Genomic DNA, 24,363 nt, shown 5'->3' with positions numbered 1-24,363 from the left:
TTCGGCCTCGCAAGCAGCGAAATCTTGAAAGCCCGGCAAGGGTACCGGATCTCTCGAAGCCCTTAGATGATGGCGGTGGCATATGAACTCGCTCCTTCCCTCGCGGGTATTTAGAAGCTGGATTTTGTGTTGGGGAGCCGCGAGCTTGTCCGCTTGCTCCGTCGGCCCGGATTTCAGCATGCCCGAAGCGCAGCTTCCGGGAAGATACATCGCCAGACCAGACTCCAACGCAAACCATTCTGCCCATGAGCGAACGACAGCCGTCGATCTGACGCAATGGTGGCGCTCGTTTCGCGATCCTCACTTGGTTTCACTTGTCGAGCGGGCGATCGTGGCCAATCCCGACATCGCAATCGCATTAGGCCGCCTGCAACAGGCCCGCACCAGACAGTTTGTTTTGACCGGCGCGGCCCTCCCGAAAGGCGAGTTGTCGGCGGGCGCCGGATTTGGAACTGGTAGCGACAACACCCGGGGACGAGTCTCGGAGACTCTGCACAGCGCGAGCAACACTGCCGGTTTCGATCACGTATTCGAAGCTGGAGGATTCGACTCAGCATGGGAGCTCGACGTTTTCGGGAAGCTGCGGCGCGAGATCGAGGCCTCGCATTTGGACGCGCTGGCTGCCGCCAAGGCCCGCGACGCGGTCCTGGTCTCGGTCATTGCCGACGTTGCTCGCGCGTATATCGAGTTGCGGGGTTATCAGGCCCAGCTCGCAGCAGTTCGCAGGAGCATGGAAACCGCCCAGCGGAGCTTGAAGGTCGCGCAGACCCGTTTCAGTGAAGGACTCACGAACGAGCTGGATGTGACGCTCGCGCAACGCCAGGTCGCGACGTTCGAGGCCACGGTTGGACCATTGACGGGGCAGATTCAATCGACCCAGTATGTCATAGCTGGCCTGCTTGGACAGTTTCCCGAGACGCTTGCCAAAGAACTCGGGACGTACACGCCTCCCCCGCGTTTTCCGGCCAAGATTCCGATCGATCTACCGGTCAGCCTACTGCAGCGACGCGCGGACATCCAGCAAGCCGAATTCGAGGTTGGGTCCGCGACCGCACGCGTCGGTTCTGCAACCGCAGATCTCTTTCCGCGTCTCGCCGTTACAAGCGCAGTTGGCGGCCAGGGTGGCGCACGCGCAGCCACCGGGACGCCGATTACGTTCATCGGCGGGGTCGGTCCCGCGCTCTATTGGCCGGTGCTGGACTTCGGCACCCTCGATGCCCGCGTCGAGTTGGCCGATTATCAGGCGCGCGAGGCGCTGCTTCGATACAAGGCCCGTGTGCTGAATGCCGTGCAGGAGGTCGACCAGGCGATCGCAGGCTACAATGGTGAGCGGAGTCGCCTCGCCAGCCTGTCACGCGCCCGTAGCGCCTCCCTTGTTGCGGTCAAGCTTGCGTCAGAGCGCTACGAGCGAGGGCTGACGGATTTCCTCAACGTTCTCGATGCCGAGCGACAACAGTTCGAACTCGAGGCCCAATACGTCACTTCTCAGCGCAGAGCGGGAGGTCAGCTAGTGGCTCTTTACAAAGCCCTGGGTGGCGGCTGGGAGCCCTACCAGGCCGTTCCATACGGATGCCGGAGCCCGCGATTGCTGCCGCAGTGCGGGAATCCGCCCGGCTGCGTCCGGCCTCTACAGATCGCGATTCACTGCAATTCCAACCCTGACGCGAATTCTGCCTTTTGGCTCCCCGCCACCGCACCGCTTGCAATTGGGACACCAGGGGGACAACTAGCTTGAGAGGACGCCGTTACTCATGGAGATACAGGCATGAAGGCCGTCGGCTACAAAAAATCGCTTCCGATCGAGGATGCGGATTCACTGATCGATTTCGAGACCGCCAAGCCCGAACCCAAGGGGCGCGACATCCGCGTCGCCGTGAAGGCGATCTCGGCCAATCCGGTCGATTACAAGGTGCGCAAGCGCGCAGCTCCGCCCGAGGGCGAGACGAAGATCCTCGGCTATGACGCGGCCGGTGTGGTCGATGCCGTCGGCCCCGACGTGACACTCTTCAAGCCGGGCGACGAGGTGTTCTACGCCGGCTCGATCCTGCGCCAGGGCACCAACGCCGAATTCCACCTGGTCGACGAGCGCATCGTCGGCAACAAGCCGAAGAGCCTGTCGTTCGCGCAGGCCGCCGCCCTTCCCCTCACGTCCATCACCGCCTGGGAATTGCTGTTCGACCGGCTCGGCGCGGTACCCGGCAAGAGCGTCGATCCGCGCACGCTCCTGATCACGGGCGGAGCCGGCGGCGTCGGCTCTATCCTGATCCAACTTGCCCGCCGCCTTACCGGGCTGACGGTACTTGCCACCGCGACACGGCCGGAGTCGCAGAAATGGTGCCTCGATCTCGGCGCTCATGCGGTGATCGACCACGGCAAGCCGATGAAGGAACAGATCGAGAAGCTGAAGCTGCCGCCGGTCGGGTTGGTGGCGAGCCTGACCTTCACCGACCAGCACTACAAGGCGATTGCGGAGTTCATGGCTCCGCAGGGAAGGTTCGGCCTGATCGACGATCCCCCGGAATTTGCCATGAGCACGTTCAAGGGCAAGGCGATCTCGGTGCACTGGGAATCGATGTTCACGCGCTCCTCGTTCCAGACGCCAGACATGATCGCGCAGCATCATCTGCTCAATGATGTCGCCGACCTCATCGACAAGGGCGTGCTGCGCACCACGCTCGACCAGACCTTCGGCACGATCAACGCCGCCAACCTCAAGCGAGCCCACGCGCTCTTGGAGAGCGGAAAATCGCGCGGCAAGATCGTGCTGGAGGGGTGGTAAGCCAAGATGCCGTAGCTGGGTCAGCCCAGCGACTGCGCAAAGCGCAGTTGCTGGGCGTAACCTACCCGACGATTCCTCGCGCTAGGCGATCGTGTTGACGATGCCGCCCTCGGCGCGCAGCGCTGCACCGTTGGTCGCGGACGCTTCCTTGGATGCGACATAGACCACCATGTTGGCGATCTCGTCGACGCTGGCAAAGCGCTGGATCAGCGAGCTCGGCCGATGCTGCTTGACGAAGTTCGCAGCAGCCTCGTCCACCGATTGTCCATTCTGCTTGGCGAGATCCTTGACGAACGTCTCGACGCCCTCCGACATGGTCGGGCCCGGCAGCACGGAATTGACCGTGACGCCGGTGCCGCGGGTGAGCTGCGCCAGGCCGCGCGCGACGGACAGCTGGGCTGTCTTGGTCATGCCGTAATGGATCATCTCGACGGGAATGTTGAGACCCGACTCCGAGGAGATGAAGACGATGCGGCCCCAGTTGCGCTCGAGCATGCCCTTCATGTACGCGCGCGACAGCCGCACGCCGCTCATCACGTTGATCTCGAAGAAGCGGGTCCAGTCCTCGTCCGGGATGTCGAAGAAGTCCTTGGGTTCGAAGATGCCGGCATTGTTGATGAGGATGTCGACGTCTGGCAGCGCCGCAACGAGCGCCTCGCAGCCTGCCGCGGTCGAGACGTCGGCGGCGATGCCGCGGACCTTCGCCCCTGCCCCTTCCAGCTTGCGGACGGCCGCATCGACCTTGTCCTTACCGCGCCCGTTGATCACGACACTCGCGCCCGAGGCGGCGAGGCCCTTGGCAACGGCGTGGCCGATGCCGGCGGTCGAGCCGGTGACGAGGGCGGTCTTTCCGGAAAGGTCGATGTTCATGCGATGTCTCCATGGATGATGATGGAGATATCGGGAGCGACCTGTGATGCCGCAATCGGGCTCACTGACGCGTGAGAAGCGCATGTACACGGGCGAACCACTCGCGCATCCCCAAACAAAAACGGCGCCCGGAAAGGCGCCGCTTTCAATTCATAGAAGCTGATCGGCTTACGCCGCCTCGGCTTCCTTCTCCTGCACCGGGCCGGAATCCTGGCCCTTGGCATCGACGTCGCGATCGACGAACTCGATCACGGCCATCGCGGCGTTGTCGCCGTAGCGGAAGCCGGCCTTGATGATGCGGGTGTAGCCGCCCTGCCGGTCCTTGTAGCGGGTCGCGAGCGTGTCGAAGAGCTTCTTGACCATGTCGACGTCGCGCAGCTCCGCGATCGCCTGGCGGCGCAGCGACAGGCCGCCCTTCTTGCCGAGGGTGACGAGCTTCTCGACGATCGGGCGAAGCTCCTTGGCCTTGGGTAGCGTGGTGACGATCTGCTCGTGCTTGATCAGCGAGGCCGCCATGTTGGCGAACATCGCGCGGCGGTGCTCGGCCGTGCGGTTGAGCTTCCGATGAACCTTGCCGTGACGCATGTGAGTAGTCCTTTTTCGATTGTGTCGCGGTGGTTCAGCGACTGGTTTTCAGGTGGGCTTCCTGCGTTCGCCCTAGTTCGCGAATAGCGAATGGCGAGTAGCAAATGGATGTTCTTCTCCATTCGCTATTCGCCACTCCCAACTCGCTCAGTAATGATCCTCGAAGCGCTTGGCGAGCTCGTCGATGTTCTCCGGCGGCCAGCCCGGCACTTCCATGCCGAGGTGCAGACCCATCTGGGCCAGAACTTCCTTGATCTCGTTCAGCGACTTGCGACCGAAATTCGGAGTGCGGAGCATTTCCGCTTCGCTCTTCTGCACGAGGTCGCCGATGTAGACGATGTTGTCGTTCTTCAGGCAGTTGGCCGAACGCACCGACAGCTCGAGCTCGTCCACCTTCTTGAGGAAGGCCGGGTTGAAGGCGAGGTCCGGGATGATCTCCTGGGCGACTTCCTTGCGCGGCTCTTCGAAGTTGACGAACACGTTGAGCTGATCCTGCAGGATGCGGGCGGCATAAGCCACCGAGTCGTCCGGCGTGATTGCGCCGTTGGTCTCGATCGTCATGGTCAGCTTGTCGTAGTCGAGGATCTGGCCCTCGCGGGTGTTCTCGACCTTGTAGGAGACCTTGCGGACCGGCGAGTACAGGCTGTCGACCGGGATCAGGCCGATCGGCGCATCCTCGGGACGGTTGCGCTCGGCGGGCACGTAGCCCTTGCCGGTGGCGACCGTGAACTCCATGCGGATCTCGGCGCCCTCGTCGAGCGTGCAGATCTGGAGGTCCGGGTTGAGCACGACGACGTCGCCGACGGTCTGGATGTCACCGGCGGTGACGACGCCGGGGCCCTGCTTCTTCACGACCATGCGCTTGGGGCCTTCGCCCTGCATCTTGATCGAGATGTCCTTGATGTTCAGCACGATGTCGGTGACGTCCTCACGCACGCCGGCGATCGAGGAGAACTCGTGCAGCACGCCGTCGATGTGCACCGACTGCACCGCCGCGCCCTGGAGCGAGGAGAGCAGGATGCGGCGCAGGGCATTGCCGAGCGTCTGGCCGAAGCCGCGCTCGAGCGGCTCGGCGACGATCGTCGCGAAACGCGAGGAATCGCTGCCGGGCGTCACCTGGAGCTTGTTCGGCCGAATCAGTTCTTGCCAATTTTTCTGGATCGTCACTGTTTCACCCATACAGGCCAGCCAATTTGAGGCATCAAATACTGGCGTTGGAGAAAGGCCGCAGAGCATTCCTGCGGCTTCTTGCAAAGTCATTGCGGGCGCCGATGCGCCCGCAACTCGTAAAAATCAAACGCGACGACGCTTGCGCGGACGGCAACCGTTGTGCGGAATCGTGGTCACGTCACGGATCGAGGTGACGGTGAAGCCCGCGGCCTGGAGCGCGCGGAGCGCCGACTCTCGGCCCGAACCGGGGCCGGCCACCTCGACTTCCAGCGTGCGCATGCCGTGCTCCTGCGCCTTCTTGGAGACGTCTTCGGCGGCGACCTGCGCGGCGTACGGGGTCGACTTGCGCGAGCCCTTGAAACCCATCGTGCCGGCCGAAGACCAGGCAATCGTGTTGCCCTGCGCGTCGGTGATGGTGATGGTCGTGTTGTTGAACGACGAGTTCACATGCGCGACGCCGGAGGCGATGTTCTTGCGCTCACGACGACGAACGCGGGTGGCTTCCTTGCCCATTGAGTCCCTTTCCTGAAGATCTCAAACGCCGCCGTAATGCCAGCGGCTACACCTGTGGAAGCAAATAGTGAGTAGCGAATGGCGAATAGGGATGCTCCCTACTCGCCATTCGCCATTCCCTATTCGCGAGTTTACTTCTTCTTGCCGGCGATCGCCTTGGCCGGACCCTTGCGCGTACGCGCATTGGTGTGGGTGCGCTGGCCGCGCACCGGCAGACCGCGACGATGACGCAGGCCGCGATAGCAGCCGAGGTCCATCAGACGCTTGATGTTGATACCGACCTCGCGACGCAGATCGCCCTCGACGAGATAGTCGCGGTCGATGACTTCGCGGATCTGGAGCACTTCGGCATCGCTGAGCTGATTGACGCGACGATCCACGGGGATCTTCACCTTCTCCAGGATCTCACTGGCGATCTTCTGACCGATGCCATGGATGTACTGGAGCGCGATCAGCACGCGCTTGTTGGTGGGAATGTTCACGCCGGCAATACGGGCCACGGCCTTCTCTCCTGTCGCCGATCCTCGTCAGGATCGGGCTTTAAGTGCTTGTGTTCTCGGGCAGGTGTTCACAAACGCGAACACGACGCCCACCCCCGGTCTTCCTGGGGCCCGGCATCGTCTGAAACTATCCGACTTGGATGCGGGGCTTATTAGGGGATTCCGGGGGCTTTCGTCAACCGCTGCTAGCGCTTGGCTCGCTTTTTCGTGACCTTTTTTGCGGTCTTTTTGGCACCTTTTTTGACGGCCTTCTTGGCGGTCGTTTTTGCGGCCTTTTTGGCCGTTTTCTTGGTCGCGGTCTTGGCAGCGGTCTTGGAACCCTTCACGGCTTTCTTAACCGCCTTTTTTGCAGTTTTGGCCGATTTGGCCGCCTTTTTGGCTGCCTTCGCCGGCTTTTTGGCCGATTTCTTCGCCGCCTTGGCCTTTTTGGCCGGCGCCGTCTTGGCCGCGCTTCTCGAGTGGGTCTTGGGCTCGACCGCGCCGAGCGCCAGAAGCTGGCGGTGGATGGCGCGGGTGACCTCGTCGATGGCCATCATGCCGTCGATGGTCGAGAGCTTCCGCCGCTCGGAATAGTAGTGAATCAGCGGTTCCGTCTGGCTGCGGTAGCTGGCCAACCGCTTGGTCAGGACCTCAGGGGTATCGTCGACCCGGACCTCCTCGCCGCGCTCGCGCATCTGGGCAACACGGGTCTCGACGCGGTTCAAGAGCGCGCTCTCGTTGACGCGGAGCTCGATCACGGCGTCGAGCTTGAGATGCTTCTGCTTGAGCAGCTCATCCAGCGCCTCGGCCTGCGGCACGGTGCGCGGGAAACCATCGAGGATGAAACCGTTCCTGGCGTCCGGCTGGTCGATCCGGTCGGAGATGATTCCGACCACGACCTCGTCCGGAACGAGGCCGCCACCGGCCATGATCTCCTTGGCCTTCAGCCCGACCGGCGTTCCGGCCGCAACCGCCGCGCGTAGCATCTCGCCGGTCGAGAGCTGGACGATGCCATAGCGCTGCACCAAGAGTTGCGCCTGGGTCCCCTTGCCCGACCCCGGCGGTCCCAGAAGTATAATTCTCATCGGCGTACGCCCCCCGGATTGGTGAGCGATACGTCGCGCACCTGTGCCTTGATATCAAGAGCGGTGCAAACCACAACCAGCGCAGCACCACCATTGACGACCATACTATAAGGCAGACCGATCCCGTAAAGGTCGAACACCTCCGGAATCAACTGCAACGCCGTCAGGTAGACGGCTCCGATGACCGTCGTCAATGACACGACGCGATCGAGATAGGCGGCGGTCGCCTCGCCGGGCGCGACACCGGAAATGATGCCGTCACGTTGCGCCAGGGATTTGGCCGTGTATTCGGGATCGATGACGTAAGCGGTGTAGATGAAGGCCAGCACGAACACCGCGACGGATACGAGGATGAGGTGCACCGGCTGCCCCAGCTGAAGATGGTGATAGGCCGCGGCGACCAAGGGGTGATCGGCGCCCATGACGAGGCCCGCAAGGGCGAGCGGGAGAAAGAAGATCCATGGCGCCATGGTGACCGGAATCAGGAACCCCGCGCTGTTGAGCTTGATCGGCAGCACCGCTTCGCGCACCGGCAGTTGCCGTGCGCCGACATTGAGCGCGCCGAACTGGACCCGAACATTTCGCCGTGCGCCTTCGACAAGCACGATGACAGCGACGGTCGCGACCCAGAACACGGCGTGGAAGAACACGAGATTGCCCGAGATCGCCCCGCTCCGCACGACATCTGCGATGCCGGCGACGTCTCGCGGCAGGGAGGCGAGCATGCCGACACTCAAGATCAGCGCCAGACCGTTGCCAATGCCGTAGCGGGTAATCTGTTCGCTCAGCCACACCAGCACAACGACGCCGCCGATCATCGAGGCCGTGGCCGTCAGCACGAACCAGCCGTCGGGATCCCTGACGAGCTGCGGAATGGAGATCAGCGCGGAGGCGATGCCGTAAGCCTGAAAGGCGGCAAGAGCCAGCGTGAGTCCGAGCGTGGCGCGGGCCACCTTGCGTCGGCCATCCTCGCCCGACCGCTCGAGCGAACTAAGGCCGCGCCATACCAACGACAGCAACCGGACAAAGATCGCAGCAGTCAGATAGGGAACGAGGCCGAGCGAAAACAGCGAAAGGCGGCCGTTGAAATCGGGTAGCGACGAGAGGCGCGAAACATCCAGCCCCGCGATCGGGATCTGCGTGCCCAGCCTGAAGAGGAGAAGCGCGCCGATCGTGAAAGCGATTCGGCGCGCGAGCTCCCTGCTCATCTACGGCGGCCGCGCAGCTTGGACTTCCGGATCAGGCCTTCATACTGATGGGCCAGAAGATAGCCCTGGACCTGCGCCACCGTATCCATGGTGACACTGACGACGATCAGCAGCGAGGTGCCGCCGAAATAGAACGGCACCGACGCGTAGGAGATCAGGATCTCGGGAATCAAGCAGACGATCGCCAGATAAATCGCGCCGAGCACGGTAATGCGCGACAGCACGTAGTCGATATATTCGGCAGTGCGCTCGCCAGGACGGATGCCCGGAATGAAGCCGCCGTGCTTCTTCAGATTGTCCGCGGTCTCGGTCGGGTTGAACACGATCGCGGTGTAGAAGAAGGCGAAGAACACGATCAGCGCCAGATACATGATCAGGAACAGCGGGCGGCCATGGCCGAGCTGGGTGTTGATCCACTGGAACCATTCCGGCCCGCTGCCCGCATTGAAGTTCGCCACCGTGGTCGGCAGCAAGAGCAGCGAGGACGCGAAGATCGGCGGGATCACGCCCGAGGTGTTGAGCTTGAGCGGCAGATGCGAGGACTGGCCCTCGAACATCTTGTTGCCGACCTGGCGCTTCGGATACTGGATCAGGAGGCGGCGCTGCGCGCGCTCCATGAACACGATGAAGGCGATCACGGCGATGGCCATGATGATGACGACCAGGATCAGGCCGGTCGACATCGCGCCCTGACGGCCGAGCTCGAGCATGCTGGCGAGCGCCGCGGGCAACTCGGCGACGATGCCGGCGAGAATGATCAGCGAGATGCCGTTGCCGATACCACGCGAGGTGATCTGCTCGCCCAGCCACATCAGGAACATGGTGCCGCCGGTCAGCGTGATCGCGGTGGACAGGCGGAAGAACAGGCCGGGCTCGCTGACGACGTTGCCGGCCCCTTCGAGCCCTACCGCGATCCCGTAGGACTGGAATGCGGCCAGGATGACCGTCAGATAGCGGGTGTACTGATTCAGCGTCTTGCGGCCGGCCTCGCCTTCCTTCTTCAGCGCTTCGAGCTGCGGCGAGACGGTGGTGAGGAGCTGGATGATGATCGAGGCCGAGATGTACGGCATGATGTTCAGCGCAAAGATCGCCATGCGGTGGATGCCGCCGCCGGCGAACATGTTGAACATGCCGAGGATGCCGCCCGCCTGCGAGCGGAACACCTGTTCCCAGATGTTCGGATCGATGCCGGGCAGCGGGATGTAGGTCCCGAGCCGATAAACGAGCAGCGCACCCAGGGTGAACCAGATGCGCTTCTTCAGTTCGTCGGCCTTGGCGAACGCGCCGAAATTGAGATTGGCTGCCAGTTGTTCCGCTGCAGAGACCATCTTGGACTTTCTCCCGCCGCCTGTTGCGCCGTCATGCCCGCGGCCGGGCTACTCTAGCGGACGCCGGACATTATCTGGGGCTCGGCTTCGATAAGTCCACGTCCCGCATGCGTAAAGGCCCGCGAGCCGCGGGCCAATGACGCAGTTGTTACGCCGCCTCGCCTTCTTCCTTGGCAGGGGCGAGGATCTTCACCGAGCCGCCGGCCTTCTCGACCGCCGCGATGGCAGTCTTGGTGGCGCCATGCACTTCGATGTTGAGCTTGGACTTGAGCTCGCCGCGGCCGAGCAGCCGCAGGCCACCCTTGGCGCGGCGCAGCACGCCGCCCTTCACCAGGGCCTCGACGTTCACGACGCTGCCGGCGTCGATCTTCTTGGCATCGACCGCTTCCTGGAGCCGGTCGAGATTGATCTCGGCGAACTCGATGCGGAAGATGTTGTTGAAGCCGCGCTTGGGCAGACGGCGATGCATCGGCATCTGGCCGCCTTCGAAACCCTTGATGCGCACGCCCGAACGCGCGGTCTGGCCCTTGCCGCCGCGGCCGGACTGCTTGCCCTTGCCGGAACCGATGCCGCGGCCGACGCGCATACGCTTCTTGCGCGAGCCGGCGTTGTCGGCGATATCGCTGAGCTTCATCGCCCTTCTCCTTGTGTCTTGCGCACGATCTTCACCGAAAACCGCTTCCCGCTCTTCGGGATCGTGCGCCTTTGCTTACTTCTCGTCGACGATGCGGACGAGATGGTGAACCTTCTCGATCATGCCGCGGACCGCCGGGGTGTCCGGCAATTCGCTGACACGGCCGATCTTGTTGAGCTTGAGCCCGATCAGCGTCGAACGCTGCGAGTGATGGCGGCGGATCGCGCTGCCGGTCTGCTCGAGCTTGATCGTCTTTGCGGCCTTGGCCATCGTGGTCTACTCCGAAAAGCTTCCGTTAGTCGGCAGCCGCCTCTGCGTCGCCACCGATACGGCGGGACTGGAGAGTGGACACCTTGATGTTGCGGCGGGCAGCGACCGAGCGCGGCGAATCCTGATGCTTCAGCGCGTCAAAGGTCGCGCGCACCATGTTGTACGGGTTCGACGAGCCGATCGACTTCGCCACCACGTCCTGGACGCCGAGCGTTTCGAACACGGCGCGCATCGGACCGCCGGCGATGATGCCGGTACCGGCCGGAGCTGCACGCAGGTAGACACGGCCCGCGCCATGACGGCCGGCGATGTCGTGATGGAGCGTGCGGCCCTCGCGCAGCGACACGCGCGTCAGGTTGCGCTTGGCGGACTCGGTCGCCTTGCGGATCGCCTCGGGCACCTCGCGCGCCTTGCCGTGACCGAAGCCGGCACGACCCTTCTGATCGCCGATCACGACCAGCGCTGCGAAACCGAAGCGCTTGCCGCCCTTGACGACCTTGGCCACGCGGTTGATGTGGACGAGCTTGTCGACGAACTCGCTGTCGCGCTCCTCGCGCTCCCTGCGTTCACGTCCGCCGCCGCGTTGATCGCGTCCACCACGTTGTTCGCGTTCAGCTGCCATGGTTTTTCCAATCCTTCAGAGGCTTGCGCCCCAATCCTCAAATTCTGTTAGAAGCTCAGCCCGCTCTCACGCGCCGCGTCGGCCAGAGCCTTGACGCGCCCGTGGTAGAGATAGCTGCCGCGATCGAACACGACTTCCTTGACGCCCTTCTCGGCCGCTCGCTCGGCCAACAACTTGCCGACCGCCTTCGCCGCATCGATGTCGGCGCCGGTCTTGCCGCCGTCGCGCATCGACTTCTCGAGCGAGGAGGCGGAGGCCAGCGTCTCGCCCTTCAGGTCGTCGATGACCTGGGCGTAGATGTGCTTGGACGAGCGGAACACTGACAGGCGCGGACGGCCGCCGGCGGAGCGGCGCAGCTTCAGCCGCACACTCCGCTTGCGCCGGGCATTCGTAACCTTGGCTTTCGACATGACCGGCTCCGTTACTTCTTCTTGCCTTCCTTGCGGAAGATGAATTCGCCCACATACTTCACGCCCTTACCCTTGTAGGGCTCCGGCGGACGATAGGAGCGGATCTCGGCGGCGACCTGGCCGACGCGCTGGACGTCGCTGCCCGCCACCGTGATCTCGGTCGGCTTCGGCACCGTGATCGTGATCCCCTCGGGGATCGGATAGATCACGTCGTGGCTGTAGCCGAGCGCGAGCTGCAGGTTCTTGCCCTGCATCGCGGCGCGATAGCCGACGCCGGTGATCTCGAGCTTCTTCTCGAAGCCCTTGGTGACGCCTTCGACCAGATTCGCGACCTGGGCGCGAGCGGTACCGTACAGCGCCCGCGCGCGGTTGGTCTCGGTCCGCGGCTTGACCTTGACCTGGCCGTTCTCGAGCTTCACCTCGACGTCGTCATGGACGATGAACTGAAGCTGGCCCTTCGGCCCCTTCATCTTGACGGTCTGGCCGTCGACGGTCGCGGTAACGCCCGACGGCACCGTCACAGGCTTTTTGCCAACACGTGACATGGATCGAAAATCCTTCTCAGAACACCGTGAAGAGGACTTCACCGCCCACATTCGCGTCGCGCGCGCTGTGGTCGGCCATGATCCCCTTCGGCGTCGACAACACCGAAATGCCGAGTCCGTTGTTCACCCGCGGCAGGTTCTTCACCGAGGCGTAGACGCGACGCCCGGGCTTGGAAACGCGCTCAATCTCGCGGATGACGGGCTCGCCGTCGAAATACTTCAGCTCGATCTCGATCTCGCTGCGGCCCGAGGAATGCTCGAGCGTGGCGTAACCGCGGATGTAGCCCTCGGCCTTCAGAACCTCGAGCACGTTCTCGCGCATCTTCGAGCCAGGCGTGGAAACCTTGGACTTCGAACGCATCTGCGCGTTGCGGATACGGGTGATCAGATCGCTGATTGGATCGTGCGTTGACATCTAAACGACCCTCCTTACCAGCTGGACTTCACGAGGCCCGGGACCATGCCCTTGGAGCCAAGGTCGCGCAGCGCGATACGGGACAGCTTGTTCTTGCGGTAGTTCGAGCGCGGGCGGCCCGACAGCTCGCAGCGCAGGCGGATGCGGGTCGCCGACGAATTGCGCGGCATTTCCGCCAGCTTCAGGGTCGCGGCGAACCGCTCCTCCATCGGCAGCGTCTTGTCGGCGATGATCGCCTTCAACCGCTCACGCTTGGCGGCGGCGTTCTTCACCATCCGCTTGCGCCTGTTGTTCTTCTCGACTGAACTCTTCTTTGCCATGCTTGGCTCCTGGGTATCCGCGTTTGAGAGGCTCTAGGTCAGCGTCTCACTGCCGGAACGGGAAATTGAAAGCGGTCAACAAGGCCCTCGCCTCTTCGTCGGTCTTGGCCGTGGTGCAGACGGTGATGTCCATACCGCGGGCTTCCGTGACCTTGTCGAAGTCGATCTCGGGGAAAATGATGTGTTCCTTGATGCCGAGCGAGTAGTTGCCGCGGCCGTCGAAGCTCTTCGGGTTCAGGCCGCGGAAGTCGCGGACGCGCGGCAGCGCGACCGTCACCAGGCGATCGATGAACTCGTACATGCGAGCCTTGCGCAGCGTGACCTTGCAGCCGATCGGCTGGTTCTCACGCAGCTTGAAGGTCGCGATCGCGATACGCGAATAGGTCACGATCGCCTTCTGGCCGGCGATCTGGGTCAGCTCGGCAGCGGCGGTCTCGGCCTTCTTGCGGTCGTTGACGGAATCGCCAACGCCCATGTTCAGCACGACCTTGTCCAGGCGCGGAACCTGCATCACGTTCTCATAACCGAACTTCTCGGTCAGAGCCGTGCGGATCTTCGCATCATATTCCGCGCGCAGGCGCGGCGTGTAAGCGGCCTCAGCCATCGATCTCAGCTCCCGAGCTCTTGGCGATGCGGACCTTCTTGCCGTCCGCCAGAATCTTGAATCCGATGCGGGTCGGCTTTCCGTCCTTGCCGACATACGCGATGTTGGACAGTTGGATCGGCGCCTCTTTCGAGATGATGCCGCCCTCCTGGGCCTGCGTCTGCTTCTGGTGACGCTTGACCACGTTGATGCCGCGCACGAGCGCGGTCCCGGCGTCGGGACGCACCTCGAACACTTCGCCGGTGCGGCCCTTGTCGCGGCCCGTCAGCACGACGACCTTGTCGCCCTTGCGGATCTTCGCAGCCATCACAGCACCTCCGGCGCGAGCGAGATGATCTTCATGTGGTTCTTGGCGCGCAGCTCGCGCGGCACGGGCCCGAAGATACGGGTGCCGACCGGCTCGGACTGGTTGTTGATCAGCACGGCGGCGTTGCGGTCGAAGCGGATGACCGAACCGTCGGCGCGGCGGATGTCCTTGCGGACGCGCACCACGACGGCCTTCATCACGTCGCCCTTCTTCACCTTGCCACGCGGAATCGCTTCCTTGATCGACACGACGATGATGTCGCCGATCGTGGCGTAGCGGCGCTTGGAGCCTCCGAGCACCTTGATACACATGACACGGCGTGCGCCAGAATTGTCGGCCACGTCGAGGTTGGTCTGCATCTGAATCATTGATGCACCTCGTCCTCTTTCTCTTTGCGCCAGCCCAGCCGGCGCTCAACATTTCCCTGAAGTCAGTCGGCTAAAGCCAACAGATCAGGCGCTTTTCTTGTGTTCGCCCCGGATCACGACCCAGCGCTTCAACTTCGAAATCGGCTTCGTTTCCTCGATCCACACCATGTCGCCCGGCTTGAACTCGTTGCTCTCGTCATGCGCGTGGTAGTTCTTCGACCGGCGGATGGTCTTCTTGTAGATCGGGTGCGTGAAGCGGCGATCGACACGCACCACAATGGTCTTGGCTTGCTTGTCGCTGACGACCACGCCCTGCAAAGTACGTTTCGGCATCTTCGTAAGCCTCTTACTTCTTCTTGACGCGCGACTGCGCGGCGACGGTCTTGATCCGGGCGATGTCACGGCGGGCCTCGCGCAGGCGCGAGGTGTTCTCGAGCTGCCCGGTGGCGCGCTGGAAGCGCAGGTTGAAGCGCTCCTTCTTCAGGTTCAGGATGGCGTCATCCTGCTGGTCGGGGCTCATCGCGCGGATGTCTTCGATCTTCATCTGGGCCATGGCCATTACTCCGCAATGCGCTCGACGAAGCGCGTCTTGATCGGCAGCTTGGCTGCCGCCAGGGTCAGCGCCTCACGCGCCGTCTGGGTGTTGACGCCGTCGATCTCGAACAGCACCCGGCCCGGCTTGACGCGCGCGACCCACAATTCCGGCGAACCCTTGCCGGAGCCCATGCGGACTTCGGCCGGCTTCTTCGACACCGGAACGTCGGGGAACACGCGGATCCAGACGCGGCCGGCGCGCTTCATGTGGCGGGTCAGCGCGCGACGGGCGGCTTCGATCTGGCGCGCGGTGACGCGCTCAGGCTCGGTCGCCTTCAGGCCGAACTGGCCGAACGCCAACGTCGCGCCCGAAGACGCAACGCCGTGGATGCGTCCCTTGTGCGCCTTCCGGAACTTCGTTTTCTTAGGTTGCATCATGGCTTCAAGCCCTCAAATTCTTGGTGCAGCTCAGGCTGCAGCCGTGTCGCGGCGCTGACGGCCACCGCGATCGCCACCGCCGCCCGTCTCGCCCTCGGCCATTCTCTTGTCCTGGGCCATCGGATCGTGCTCGAGGATCTCGCCCTTGAAGATCCAGACCTTGACACCGCAGGTGCCGAAGGTCGTGAACGCGGTCGCAACGCCGTAGTCGATGTCGGCGCGCAGCGTGTGCAGCGGCACGCGGCCTTCACGGTACCACTCCATGCGCGCGATCTCCGCACCGCCGAGACGTCCCGAGCAGTTGATGCGGATGCCTTCCGCGCCGAGACGCATCGCCGACTGCACGGCGCGCTTCATGGCGCGGCGGAACGCCACGCGGCGCTCCAGCTGCTGCGCGATCGACTCGGCCACCAGCGTCGCATCGAGCTCCGGCTTGCGGATCTCGACGATGTTGATGACGACGTCGGACGAGGTGATATCCGCGACCTTCTTGCGCAGCTTGTCGATGTCCGCGCCCTTCTTGCCGATTACCACGCCCGGACGGGCCGAGTGGATGGTGACGCGGCACTTCTTGTGCGGACGCTCGATCACGATGCGGGCGACGGCCGCCTGCTTCAGCTCCTTGTGCAGGATCTCGCGGATCTTGACGTCCTCGTGCAGCAGCTTGCCGTATTCCTGCTTGCCGGCGAACCAGCGGGAATCCCAGGTCCGGTTGATGCCGAGACGCAGACCGATCGGATTGATCTTTTGACCCATCGTGTTCTCCTGCGCCCTTAAGCGGCTTCAGCTTCGACCTGACGAACGATGATCGTCAGCTGCGAAAACGGTTTGTAGACACGGCCCGAGCGGCCGCGGCCGCGGGCGGCAAAGCGCTTCATCACGAGGCCGTTGCCCACGAAGGCCTGCGCCACGACGAGATCGTCGACGTCGAGGTCGTGGTTGTTCTCGGCATTGGCGATAGCCGATTCCAGGCACTTCTTGACATCGACCGCGATCCGCTTGCGCGAAAACTGCAGGTCGGCGAGCGCAGCAGCTGCCTTCCGGCCGCGAATGAGCTGGGCAACCAGGTTGAGCTTCTGCGGGCTCACCCGCAGCATCCGGGCGACCGCCTTGGCCTCGTTCTCGGCGAGGCTCCGTTCGCGCTTAGGTTTGCTCATCGTTTGATCCTCAAGCCTTCTTGGCTTTCTTGTCGCCGGAGTGGCCATGGAAGGTCCGGGTCGGCGAGAACTCGCCGAACTTGTGACCCACCATTTCCTCGTTGACGGCCACCGGCACGTGCTTCTGACCGTTGTAGACGCCGAAGGTCAGGCCGACGAACTGCGGCAGGATCGTCGAGCGACGGCTCCAGATCTTGATGACGTCGTGACGGCCGGACGCGCGCGCGGCATCTGCCTTCTTGAGCAGAGAACCCTCGACGAACGGGCCTTTCCAGACTGAACGAACCATGTCCGGCGTTCCTTACTTCTTCCGCTTGTGGCGGCTTAGGAGAATGAATTTGTTGGTCGACTTGTTGGTGCGGGTCTTCTTGCCCTTGGTCGGCTTGCCCCACGGAGTGACCGGATGACGGCCGCCCGAGGTACGACCTTCACCACCGCCGTGCGGATGGTCGATCGGGTTCATCGAAACACCGCGGTTATGCGGCTTGCGGCCCAGCCAACGGTTACGGCCGGCCTTACCGATCGAGGTGTTCATATGATCGGGGTTCGACACCGCGCCGATCGTGCCGCGGCAACGGCCGTGCACCAGGCGCTGCTCGCCCGAGTTCAGGCGGATGATGACGTAGTCCTGATCGCGGCCGACGAGCTGGGCGTAGGTGCCGGCGGAACGGGCGAGCTGGCCGCCCTTCCCGATCTTGACCTCGATGTTGTGGATGATCGTGCCGACCGGCATGTTGCCGAGCGGCATGACGTTGCCCGGCTTCACGTCGACATAGTTGCCGGCGACGATCGTGTCACCCACGGCCAGGCGCTGAGGCGCCAGGATGTAGGCCTGCTCGCCGTCCTGATACTTGATCAGCGCGATGAAGCCGGTGCGGTTGGGATCGTACTCGAGACGCTCGACGGTCGCGGGGACGTCGATCTTCTCGCGCTTGAAATCCACGGTGCGCAGCGTCCGCTTGTGACCGCCGCCGCGGAAGCGCACGGTGATGCGACCGGTGTTGTTGCGACCGCCCGCGGAGTGCTTGCCCTCGGTGAGCGCCTTGACCGGCTTGCCCTTGTACAGGGCCGAACGATCGACCATGACCAGCTGGCGCTGGCCCGGCGTCGTGGGATTGAATGTCTTCAGTGCCATCGTCGTACGACCTTACAGACCGGTGGTCACGTCGATTCGGTGACCCTCTTCGAGGGTCACGATCGCGCGCTTGGAATTCGACTGCGAGCCGAGATTGCCGCGGAAGATCTTCGTCTTGCCCTTCCGGACCAACGTGTTGACGCTCTTGACCTTGACGTCGAACAGCTTCTCGATCGCTTCCTTGATCTGCGGCTTGGTCGCCTTTGCGGCCACCTTGAACAGCACCTTGTTGTGCTCCGAGGCGATCGTCGCCTTCTCGGTCACGACCGGCGACAGGATCACGTCGTAGTGGCGAGGCTCGATGTTCTTCGTCATTTGAAGCGCGCCTCCAGCGCATCGATGGCGGCCTTGGTCAGAACGAGCTTCTGACGGCGCAGGATGTCATAGACGTTGATGCCCTGGATCGGCAGCACGTCCATGTTCGGGATGTTGCGGGCCGCGGCGGCAAAACCGTTGTTGAGCTCGGCGCCGTCGATGATCAGCGCGTTGGTCAAGCCCAGACCCGAGAAGTGACCGAGCAGCGCCTTGGTCTTGGCGGCTTCCAGCGCGGCCTTCTCGATCACGACGAGATCGCCGTCCTTGGCCTTGGCCGAGAGCGCATGCTTGAGGGCGAGCGCGCGGACCTTCTTCGGCAGGTCGGTGGCGTGCGAACGCACCACCGGACCGAAGGCACGGCCGCCGCCGCGGAACTGCGGCACGCGGGCCGAGCCGTGACGAGCACCGCCGGTGCCCTTCTGCTTGTACATCTTCTTGCCTGTGCGCCATATCTCGGCGCGACCCTTGGCCTTGTGCGTGCCGGCCTGGCGCTTGTTGAGCTGCCACTGCACGCAGCGCGCGATGATGTCCTCGCGCGGCTCGAGGCCGAAAATGGCGTCGGAGAGCTGGACCGAGCCGGCTTCCTTACCTTCGAGGGTGGTGACCTTCAATTCCATCTCACGCCTCCTGCGCAGCCGGAGCGGCTTCCGCGTCGCCAGCAACCTTGAACTTGCCGGGCTTCGGGGCTTCCTTCGGCAGCGGCTTCTTGACGGCGTCGCGCACGCGGATCCAACCGCCCTTGGAGCCGGGAACGGCGCCTTCGACGAGGATCAGGCCGCGCTCGACATCGGTCTGGACGACGCGAAGGTTGAGCGTGGTGATGCGGTCGACACCCATGTGGCCGGGCATCTTCTTGTTCTTCCAGGTCTTGCCGGGGTCCTGACGGCCACCGGTCGAACCGATCGAGCGGTGCGAGATCGACACACCGTGCGTGGCGCGCAGACCGCCGAAGTTCCAGCGCTTCATGCCGCCGGCGAAGCCCTTACCGACCGAGGTGCCGGTGACGTCGACGAACTGGCCGACGACGAAGTGATCCGCCTGGATCTCGGCGCCGACCGGGATCATCGCATCCGCGCTGACCCGGAATTCCTCGACCCGGCGCTTCGGCTCGACCTTGGCGACCGCGAACTGGCCGCGCTCGGCCTTCGGCATGTAAACGGTCTTGCGGCCGCCAGAACCGAGCTGGAGCGCGACGTAACCGTTCTTCTCTTCGGTGCGGTGGCCTACGACCTGGCAATTGCCGAGCTTCAGCACGGTCACGGGGATATGTTCGCCGGCCTCCGTGAAGACCCGCGTCATCCCGACCTTTTGTGCGATCACTCCGGAGCGCATCGGCTTGCTTCCTGTTCTTTCTGTCCTTGCGGACTAGCTAATCTTCGTAGTGAGCAAGACCCGGTCCGAGAACCGGTGCCCACTTCTCGGGGTCTTGCTCAGAGCTTGATCTCGACGTCGACACCGGCGGCCAGGTCGAGCTTCATCAAAGCATCGACGGTCTGCGGGGTCGGATCGACGATGTCGAGCAGGCGCTTGTGGGTGCGCATCTCGAACTGTTCGCGGCTCTTCTTGTCCACGTGGGGCGAACGGTTGACGGTGAACTTCTCGATGCGCGTGGGCAGCGGAATGGGTCCGCGGACCTGCGCGCCGGTGCGCTTCGCCGTGTTCACGATCTCGCGGGTCGACGTATCGAGGATACGATGGTCGAACGCCTTGAGACGGATACGAATGTTTTGGCCGTTCATTGCCGTGCTTTCTCTAGTGAGTGGCGAGTAGCGAGTAGCGAATAGAATCCCCTATTCGCCACTCACCATTCCCTATTCGCTTGTTACTCGATGATCGAGGCGACGACGCCGGCGCCGACGGTGCGGCCACCTTCGCGGATCGCGAAGCGGAGCTTCTCTTCCATCGCGATCGGCACGATCAGGTGCACTTCCATCGCGATGTTGTCGCCCGGCATCACCATCTCGGTGCCTTCCGGCAGGTGCACGACACCGGTCACGTCGGTGGTGCGGAAGTAGAACTGCGGACGGTAGTTGGTGAAGAACGGAGTGTGGCGACCGCCCTCTTCCTTGGTGAGGATGTAGGCCTCAGCCTTGAACTTGGTGTGCGGCTTGACCGAACCGGGCTTGGCCAGAACCTGGCCGCGCTCGACGTCCTCGCGCTTGGTGCCGCGGAGCAGCGCGCCGATGTTGTCGCCGGCCTGGCCCTGATCGAGCAGCTTGCGGAACATTTCAACGCCGGTGACGGTGGTCTTCTGGGTGGCGCGGAGACCTACGATCTCGATTTCCTCGCCGACCTTGACGACGCCGCGCTCGACACGGCCGGTCACCACGGTGCCGCGGCCAGAGATCGAGAACACGTCTTCCACCGGCATCAGGAACGGCTGGTCGATCGGGCGCTCCGGCTGCGGGATGTACTCGTCGACGTTGCGCATCAGCTCGAGGATGGCGTCGTGGCCGAGCTTCTTGTCGGAGTCTTCGAGAGCGGCGAGCGCCGAACCCTTGATGATCGGGATCTTGTCGCCGGGGAATTCGTACTTCGAGAGCAGTTCGCGGACTTCGAGCTCGACGAGCTCGAGCAGTTCCGGATCGTCGACCATGTCGCACTTGTTGAGGAACACGACGAGCGCGGGGACGCCGACCTGGCGGGCGAGCAGGATGTGCTCGCGGGTCTGCGGCATCGGGCCGTCAGCGGCGGACACGACCAGGATCGCACCGTCCATCTGGGCGGCGCCGGTGATCATGTTCTTCACGTAGTCGGCGTGGCCGGGGCAGTCGACGTGGGCGTAGTGGCGATTCTGGGTCTCGTACTCGACGTGCGCGGTCGAGATCGTGATGCCGCGGGCCTTCTCTTCCGGCGCCTTGTCGATCTGGTCGTACGCGGTGAACGTCGCACCGCCGGTCTCGGCGAGGATCTTGGTGATCGCCGCGGTCAGCGACGTCTTGCCATGGTCGACGTGACCGATGGTGCCGATGTTGCAGTGCGGCTTGTTACGTTCAAACTTTGCTTTGGCCATTTGACTCTCCGTTCAATCGTCAGCTTGAGACCGACGACAATCAGGCAAACTTCTTCTGGACTTCTGCCGACACGTTGGCCGGCGCTTCTGCGTAGTGGTCGAACTGCATGGTGAAGGTCGCGCGACCCTGGCTCATCGAGCGCAGATTGTTCACGTAACCGAACATGTTCATGAGCGGCACCATCGCGTTGATGACGTTGGCGTTGCCGCGCATGTCCTGTCCCTGGATCTGACCGCGCCGGGAATTCAGATCGCCGATGACCGAGCCGGTGTAGTCTTCCGGGGTCACCACTTCGACCTTCATGATCGGCTCGAGCAGGACGGACTTGCCCATCTGCAGCGCTTCGCGGAAGCAGGCGCGCGAAGCGATCTCGAAGGCGAGCGCCGACGAGTCGACGTCGTGGTACTTGCCGTCGACGAGCGTCACCTTGACGTCGACCACGGGGAAGCCCGCGACCACGCCCGACGACAGCACGCTCTCCAGGCCCTTCTCGACGCCGGGGATGTATTCCTTCGGCACCGCGCCGCCGACGATCTTCGATTCGAACTCGTAGCCCTTGCCGGGCTCGTTCGGCTCGACGATGAACGACACGGCCGCGAACTGGCCGGTACCGCCGGTCTGCTTCTTGTGGGTGTAGCTGTGCTCCACCCGCTTGGTGACGCGCTCACGGAAAGCCACCTGCGGCGCGCCGATATTGGCGTCGACCTTGTAGGTGCGCTTGAGGATGTCGACCTTGATGTCGAGGTGGAGTTCGCCCATGCCCTTCAGGATAGTCTGGCCGGACTCGTGGTCGGTCGACACGCGGAAGGACGGATCCTCCGCAGCGAGCTTTGCCAGCGCCACGCCCAGCTTCTCCTGGTCGGCCTTGGACTTCGGCTCGATCGCGATCTCGATGACCGGCTCGGGGAACTCCATCTTCTCCAGGATCACCTGCTTGTCGGGATCGCACAGCGTGTCACCGGTGCGCGCTTCCTTCAGGCCCGCCAGCGCGACGATGTCGCCCGCGTAGGCTTCCTTGATGTCCTCGCGGTTGTTCGCATGCATCAAGAGCATGCGCCCGATCCGCTCCTTCTTCTCGCGGGTCGAGTTCACGACGCCGGTGCCGCTCTGCAGAACGCCGGAGTAGATGCGGCAGAAGGTGATGGTGCCGACGAACGGGTCGTCCATGATCTTGAACGCGAGCAGCGCCAGGGGCTCCTTGTCGTCCGCCTTGCGCACGACTTCGTTGCCCTTGTCGTCGGTGCCCTTGATCGCAGGCACGTCGAGCGGCGACGGCAGATAATCGACGACGGCATCGAGCAGCGGCTGCACGCCCTTGTTCTTGAAGGCCGAGCCGCACAGCACGGGATAGAACGCGCCGGTCAGCACCGCCTTGCGGATCAGCCTCTTCAGCGTCGCCTCGTCCGGCTCCTTGCCGTCGAGATAGGCGGCCATGGCGTCATCGTCGAGCTCGACGGCGGCTTCCACCATCTTCTCGCGGTATTCCTTGGCCTGGTCGACGAGGTCTTCCGGAATGTCGACATAGTCAAACTTGGCGCCGAGCGCTTCATCATTCCAGACGACGCCCTTCATCTTCACGAGGTCGACGAGACCCTTGAAGTTGTTCTCGGCACCGATCGGAAGCTGGATCGCGACGGGCTTCGCGCCCAGACGGTCGACGATGTCGGACAGGCACTTGAAGAAGTCCGCACCGATCTTGTCCATCTTGTTGGCGAACACGATGCGCGGAACCTTGTACTTGTCGCCCTGGCGCCAGACGGTCTCGGTCTGGGGCTCGACGCCCTGGTTCGAGTCGAGCACGCAGACGGCGCCGTCGAGCACGCGCAAGCTGCGCTCGACCTCGATGGTGAAGTCGACGTGGCCAGGCGTGTCGATGATGTTCAGGCGCTTGCCGTTCCAGAACGCGGTGGTGGCAGCCGAAGTGATCGTGATGCCACGCTCCTGCTCCTGCTCCATCCAGTCCATCGTCGCGGCACCTTCGTGCACTTCGCCGATCTTGTGGCTCTTGCCGGTGTAATAGAGGATGCGCTCGGTCGTCGTGGTCTTGCCGGCGTCGATATGCGCCATGATACCGAAGTTACGGTAATCCTCGATGGCATGTTGGCGGGGCATGGGTCGTTCCTTGCGAGTCCGAGTGTGGCGCCGTTACCAGCGATAGTGCGAGAAGGCGCGGTTGGCTTCCGCCATGCGGTGCACGTCTTCGCGCTTCTTGACGGCGTTCCCCCGATTATTCGATGCATCCAAGAGCTCCGCCGAGAGCCGCTCGGTCATCGTCTTCTCGTTGCGCTCGCGCGCAGCCGCGATCAGCCAGCGGATGCCCAGGGCCTGACGGCGGGTCGAGCGAACCTCGACCGGAACCTGGTAGGTCGCGCCGCCGACGCGGCGGGAGCGCACCTCGATGGTCGGCATGACGTTCTCGAGCGCCTGCTCGAACACGCCGAGCGGGTTCTGCTTGGTCTTGCTTTCGATGATACCGAACGCGCCGTAGACGATACCTTCGGCGACCGACTTCTTGCCGGCGTACATCACCGAGTTCATGAACTTCGTGACGATGATGTTCCCGAACTTCGGATCGGGAAGGACTTCACGCTTTTCAGCAGAATGGCGACGAGACATGGACCTGGTTCCCGCTTACTTCGGACGCTTGGCGCCGTACTTCGAACGACGCTGCTTACGGTTCTTGACGCCCTGGGTATCCAGAACGCCGCGGAGGATGTGGTAGCGCACGCCCGGCAAGTCCTTGACGCGGCCGCCGCGGATCATGACCACCGAGTGCTCCTGGAGGTTATGGCCCTCGCCTGGGATGTAGCCGATCACCTCGAAGCCGTTGGTCAGGCGCACCTTGGCGACCTTACGAAGCGCCGAGTTCGGCTTCTTCGGGGTCGTGGTGTAGACGCGGGTGCAAACACCACGCTTCTGCGGCGACTGCTGCAGCGCCGGCACCTTCTTGCGCGACTTCTGCACTTCACGCGGTTGAGCGATCAGCTGGTTGATCGTCGGCATCCTGGCCTTACCCTTTGTTCTGCCGCGGCCCCTTCCGGGTCCGCTGTCTTGCCGCGGCCCGTTGCCGGAACCGCAAATTCTTTCGAGCCACCCGCCCGACGAGGCCGCCTCATGCGAACAATCCGCACAAAGCGAAATTGCGCCAACCACTCCATCAACGAGCGGAAAGCGCTTCGACGCCACAGAGGACCGCAGTATCGAGGCCGCTCGGCGTAAAGCCGCGGCCCGTGCACTGAGGTCATGCATCCGAATTCG

35 protein-coding genes are annotated in these 24,363 nt (G+C 63.4%); 2 read left to right on the top strand and 33 right to left on the bottom strand.

Annotation, left to right across the window (positions count from 1 at the left end; translation table 11 throughout):
* Positions 1 to 82 precede the first annotated feature (82 nt).
* Both AC1RQP_RS39105 and AC1RQP_RS39100 read left to right on the top strand, forming a co-directional pair.
* Positions 83 to 1,735 (top strand): efflux transporter outer membrane subunit, encoded by a 1,653-nt coding sequence (locus AC1RQP_RS39105; RefSeq protein WP_492942947.1) that lies wholly within the window; start codon positions 83 to 85, stop codon positions 1,733 to 1,735.
* 30 nt (positions 1,736 to 1,765) lie between these two features.
* Positions 1,766 to 2,779 carry a zinc-binding alcohol dehydrogenase family protein gene (locus AC1RQP_RS39100; RefSeq protein ID WP_317247264.1) on the top strand — a complete coding sequence of 338 codons (1,014 nt, stop codon included), beginning with the start codon at positions 1,766 to 1,768 and terminating at the stop codon, positions 2,777 to 2,779.
* An 81-nt stretch (positions 2,780 to 2,860) separates the two neighbouring features.
* Here the strand turns inward: AC1RQP_RS39100 and AC1RQP_RS39095 are convergent, their stop codons facing one another.
* From AC1RQP_RS39095 to rpsL, 33 genes are all read right to left on the bottom strand, one after another.
* Positions 2,861 to 3,649: an SDR family NAD(P)-dependent oxidoreductase gene (locus AC1RQP_RS39095; protein WP_239624431.1), complete on the bottom strand. Its 789-nt coding sequence runs from the start codon at positions 3,647 to 3,649 to the stop codon at positions 2,861 to 2,863.
* Between the two features lie 168 nt (positions 3,650 to 3,817).
* On the bottom strand, positions 3,818 to 4,234 hold the full coding sequence (rplQ, locus tag AC1RQP_RS39090) for a 50S ribosomal protein L17 (RefSeq protein WP_063682058.1): 417 nt from the start codon (positions 4,232 to 4,234) through the stop codon (positions 3,818 to 3,820).
* A 147-nt stretch (positions 4,235 to 4,381) separates the two neighbouring features.
* Positions 4,382 to 5,413, bottom strand: coding sequence for a DNA-directed RNA polymerase subunit alpha (locus tag AC1RQP_RS39085; protein WP_239624433.1), 1,032 nt, complete (start codon positions 5,411 to 5,413; stop codon positions 4,382 to 4,384).
* 114 nt (positions 5,414 to 5,527) lie between these two features.
* Positions 5,528 to 5,917 carry a 30S ribosomal protein S11 gene (gene rpsK, locus AC1RQP_RS39080; RefSeq protein ID WP_007603045.1) on the bottom strand — a complete coding sequence of 130 codons (390 nt, stop codon included), beginning with the start codon at positions 5,915 to 5,917 and terminating at the stop codon, positions 5,528 to 5,530.
* A 131-nt stretch (positions 5,918 to 6,048) separates the two neighbouring features.
* The gene (rpsM, locus tag AC1RQP_RS39075; RefSeq protein WP_028137012.1) at positions 6,049 to 6,417 is read right to left on the bottom strand and encodes a 30S ribosomal protein S13; all 369 of its coding nucleotides are present in this window, start codon (positions 6,415 to 6,417) and stop codon (positions 6,049 to 6,051) included.
* A gap of 185 nt (positions 6,418 to 6,602) precedes the next feature.
* Complete coding sequence (locus AC1RQP_RS39070) at positions 6,603 to 7,481, bottom strand: adenylate kinase (RefSeq protein ID WP_492942943.1); 879 nt, start codon at positions 7,479 to 7,481, stop codon at positions 6,603 to 6,605.
* The gene (locus AC1RQP_RS39065; RefSeq protein WP_492942941.1) at positions 7,478 to 8,689 is read right to left on the bottom strand and encodes a preprotein translocase subunit SecY; all 1,212 of its coding nucleotides are present in this window, start codon (positions 8,687 to 8,689) and stop codon (positions 7,478 to 7,480) included. Before AC1RQP_RS39065 ends, AC1RQP_RS39070 begins: the two co-directional genes overlap by 4 nt.
* Positions 8,686 to 10,017, bottom strand: coding sequence for a preprotein translocase subunit SecY (gene secY, locus AC1RQP_RS39060; RefSeq protein ID WP_492942939.1), 1,332 nt, complete (start codon positions 10,015 to 10,017; stop codon positions 8,686 to 8,688). The genes AC1RQP_RS39065 and secY overlap by 4 nt, the downstream gene beginning before the upstream one ends.
* Before the next feature lie 148 nt (positions 10,018 to 10,165).
* Positions 10,166 to 10,651: a 50S ribosomal protein L15 gene (gene rplO / locus AC1RQP_RS39055; protein WP_028177974.1), complete on the bottom strand. Its 486-nt coding sequence runs from the start codon at positions 10,649 to 10,651 to the stop codon at positions 10,166 to 10,168.
* 75 nt (positions 10,652 to 10,726) lie between these two features.
* Positions 10,727 to 10,921: a 50S ribosomal protein L30 gene (gene rpmD / locus AC1RQP_RS39050; protein WP_063682061.1), complete on the bottom strand. Its 195-nt coding sequence runs from the start codon at positions 10,919 to 10,921 to the stop codon at positions 10,727 to 10,729.
* 25 nt (positions 10,922 to 10,946) lie between these two features.
* Positions 10,947 to 11,543, bottom strand: coding sequence for a 30S ribosomal protein S5 (rpsE, locus tag AC1RQP_RS39045; RefSeq protein WP_014494507.1), 597 nt, complete (start codon positions 11,541 to 11,543; stop codon positions 10,947 to 10,949).
* 47 nt (positions 11,544 to 11,590) lie between these two features.
* Positions 11,591 to 11,953 (bottom strand): 50S ribosomal protein L18, encoded by a 363-nt coding sequence (gene rplR / locus AC1RQP_RS39040; protein ID WP_024342458.1) that lies wholly within the window; start codon positions 11,951 to 11,953, stop codon positions 11,591 to 11,593.
* 11 nt (positions 11,954 to 11,964) lie between these two features.
* The gene (rplF, locus tag AC1RQP_RS39035) at positions 11,965 to 12,498 is read right to left on the bottom strand and encodes a 50S ribosomal protein L6 (protein ID WP_028177973.1); all 534 of its coding nucleotides are present in this window, start codon (positions 12,496 to 12,498) and stop codon (positions 11,965 to 11,967) included.
* A gap of 16 nt (positions 12,499 to 12,514) precedes the next feature.
* Complete coding sequence (gene rpsH, locus AC1RQP_RS39030) at positions 12,515 to 12,913, bottom strand: 30S ribosomal protein S8 (protein WP_131867594.1); 399 nt, start codon at positions 12,911 to 12,913, stop codon at positions 12,515 to 12,517.
* 14 nt (positions 12,914 to 12,927) lie between these two features.
* Entirely contained in the window at positions 12,928 to 13,233 is a 306-nt protein-coding gene (rpsN, locus tag AC1RQP_RS39025) for a 30S ribosomal protein S14 (protein ID WP_024342455.1), read from the bottom strand.
* Positions 13,234 to 13,279: 46 nt separating this feature from the next.
* Positions 13,280 to 13,837, bottom strand: a complete 558-nt coding sequence (gene rplE, locus AC1RQP_RS39020; protein WP_018647250.1) for a 50S ribosomal protein L5 — start codon at positions 13,835 to 13,837, stop codon at positions 13,280 to 13,282.
* Entirely contained in the window at positions 13,830 to 14,144 is a 315-nt protein-coding gene (rplX, locus tag AC1RQP_RS39015) for a 50S ribosomal protein L24 (protein ID WP_028177970.1), read from the bottom strand. Before rplX ends, rplE begins: the two co-directional genes overlap by 8 nt.
* Positions 14,144 to 14,512, bottom strand: coding sequence for a 50S ribosomal protein L14 (rplN, locus tag AC1RQP_RS39010; protein WP_007603030.1), 369 nt, complete (start codon positions 14,510 to 14,512; stop codon positions 14,144 to 14,146). The genes rplX and rplN overlap by 1 nt, the downstream gene beginning before the upstream one ends.
* A gap of 84 nt (positions 14,513 to 14,596) precedes the next feature.
* Positions 14,597 to 14,845: a 30S ribosomal protein S17 gene (gene rpsQ / locus AC1RQP_RS39005; RefSeq protein ID WP_028177969.1), complete on the bottom strand. Its 249-nt coding sequence runs from the start codon at positions 14,843 to 14,845 to the stop codon at positions 14,597 to 14,599.
* 13 nt (positions 14,846 to 14,858) lie between these two features.
* Positions 14,859 to 15,065 carry a 50S ribosomal protein L29 gene (rpmC, locus tag AC1RQP_RS39000; RefSeq protein WP_492942934.1) on the bottom strand — a complete coding sequence of 69 codons (207 nt, stop codon included), beginning with the start codon at positions 15,063 to 15,065 and terminating at the stop codon, positions 14,859 to 14,861.
* Between the two features lie 5 nt (positions 15,066 to 15,070).
* Positions 15,071 to 15,484, bottom strand: coding sequence for a 50S ribosomal protein L16 (rplP, locus tag AC1RQP_RS38995; protein WP_008136349.1), 414 nt, complete (start codon positions 15,482 to 15,484; stop codon positions 15,071 to 15,073).
* Between the two features lie 30 nt (positions 15,485 to 15,514).
* On the bottom strand, positions 15,515 to 16,240 hold the full coding sequence (gene rpsC / locus AC1RQP_RS38990; protein ID WP_237861444.1) for a 30S ribosomal protein S3: 726 nt from the start codon (positions 16,238 to 16,240) through the stop codon (positions 15,515 to 15,517).
* A gap of 17 nt (positions 16,241 to 16,257) precedes the next feature.
* The gene (gene rplV, locus AC1RQP_RS38985; RefSeq protein ID WP_492942932.1) at positions 16,258 to 16,641 is read right to left on the bottom strand and encodes a 50S ribosomal protein L22; all 384 of its coding nucleotides are present in this window, start codon (positions 16,639 to 16,641) and stop codon (positions 16,258 to 16,260) included.
* A gap of 10 nt (positions 16,642 to 16,651) precedes the next feature.
* Complete coding sequence (gene rpsS, locus AC1RQP_RS38980) at positions 16,652 to 16,930, bottom strand: 30S ribosomal protein S19 (protein ID WP_008136357.1); 279 nt, start codon at positions 16,928 to 16,930, stop codon at positions 16,652 to 16,654.
* Positions 16,931 to 16,942: 12 nt separating this feature from the next.
* The gene (rplB, locus tag AC1RQP_RS38975) at positions 16,943 to 17,776 is read right to left on the bottom strand and encodes a 50S ribosomal protein L2 (protein WP_239624447.1); all 834 of its coding nucleotides are present in this window, start codon (positions 17,774 to 17,776) and stop codon (positions 16,943 to 16,945) included.
* A gap of 12 nt (positions 17,777 to 17,788) precedes the next feature.
* Positions 17,789 to 18,091, bottom strand: coding sequence for a 50S ribosomal protein L23 (locus AC1RQP_RS38970; protein ID WP_007603019.1), 303 nt, complete (start codon positions 18,089 to 18,091; stop codon positions 17,789 to 17,791).
* Positions 18,088 to 18,708: a 50S ribosomal protein L4 gene (gene rplD, locus AC1RQP_RS38965; protein ID WP_018647243.1), complete on the bottom strand. Its 621-nt coding sequence runs from the start codon at positions 18,706 to 18,708 to the stop codon at positions 18,088 to 18,090. Before rplD ends, AC1RQP_RS38970 begins: the two co-directional genes overlap by 4 nt.
* 1 nt (position 18,709) lies before the next feature.
* Positions 18,710 to 19,423, bottom strand: coding sequence for a 50S ribosomal protein L3 (gene rplC, locus AC1RQP_RS38960; protein ID WP_239624449.1), 714 nt, complete (start codon positions 19,421 to 19,423; stop codon positions 18,710 to 18,712).
* Between the two features lie 98 nt (positions 19,424 to 19,521).
* Positions 19,522 to 19,830, bottom strand: a complete 309-nt coding sequence (gene rpsJ, locus AC1RQP_RS38955) for a 30S ribosomal protein S10 (protein WP_002712302.1) — start codon at positions 19,828 to 19,830, stop codon at positions 19,522 to 19,524.
* Between the two features lie 83 nt (positions 19,831 to 19,913).
* Positions 19,914 to 21,104 (bottom strand): elongation factor Tu, encoded by a 1,191-nt coding sequence (tuf, locus tag AC1RQP_RS38950; RefSeq protein ID WP_028177965.1) that lies wholly within the window; start codon positions 21,102 to 21,104, stop codon positions 19,914 to 19,916.
* A gap of 40 nt (positions 21,105 to 21,144) precedes the next feature.
* Positions 21,145 to 23,217 (bottom strand): elongation factor G, encoded by a 2,073-nt coding sequence (gene fusA, locus AC1RQP_RS38945; protein ID WP_239624451.1) that lies wholly within the window; start codon positions 23,215 to 23,217, stop codon positions 21,145 to 21,147.
* A gap of 33 nt (positions 23,218 to 23,250) precedes the next feature.
* Positions 23,251 to 23,721, bottom strand: a complete 471-nt coding sequence (gene rpsG / locus AC1RQP_RS38940) for a 30S ribosomal protein S7 (protein ID WP_018647239.1) — start codon at positions 23,719 to 23,721, stop codon at positions 23,251 to 23,253.
* 15 nt (positions 23,722 to 23,736) lie between these two features.
* A complete protein-coding gene (gene rpsL, locus AC1RQP_RS38935; RefSeq protein WP_007603006.1) occupies positions 23,737 to 24,108 on the bottom strand; it encodes a 30S ribosomal protein S12 in 372 nt (123 codons plus the stop codon).
* Positions 24,109 to 24,363 lie beyond the last annotated feature (255 nt).

The organism is Bradyrhizobium sp. GW821-FHT13H06, assembly GCF_058803975.1.
This window is presented reverse-complemented; position numbering and strand designations above follow the sequence as displayed.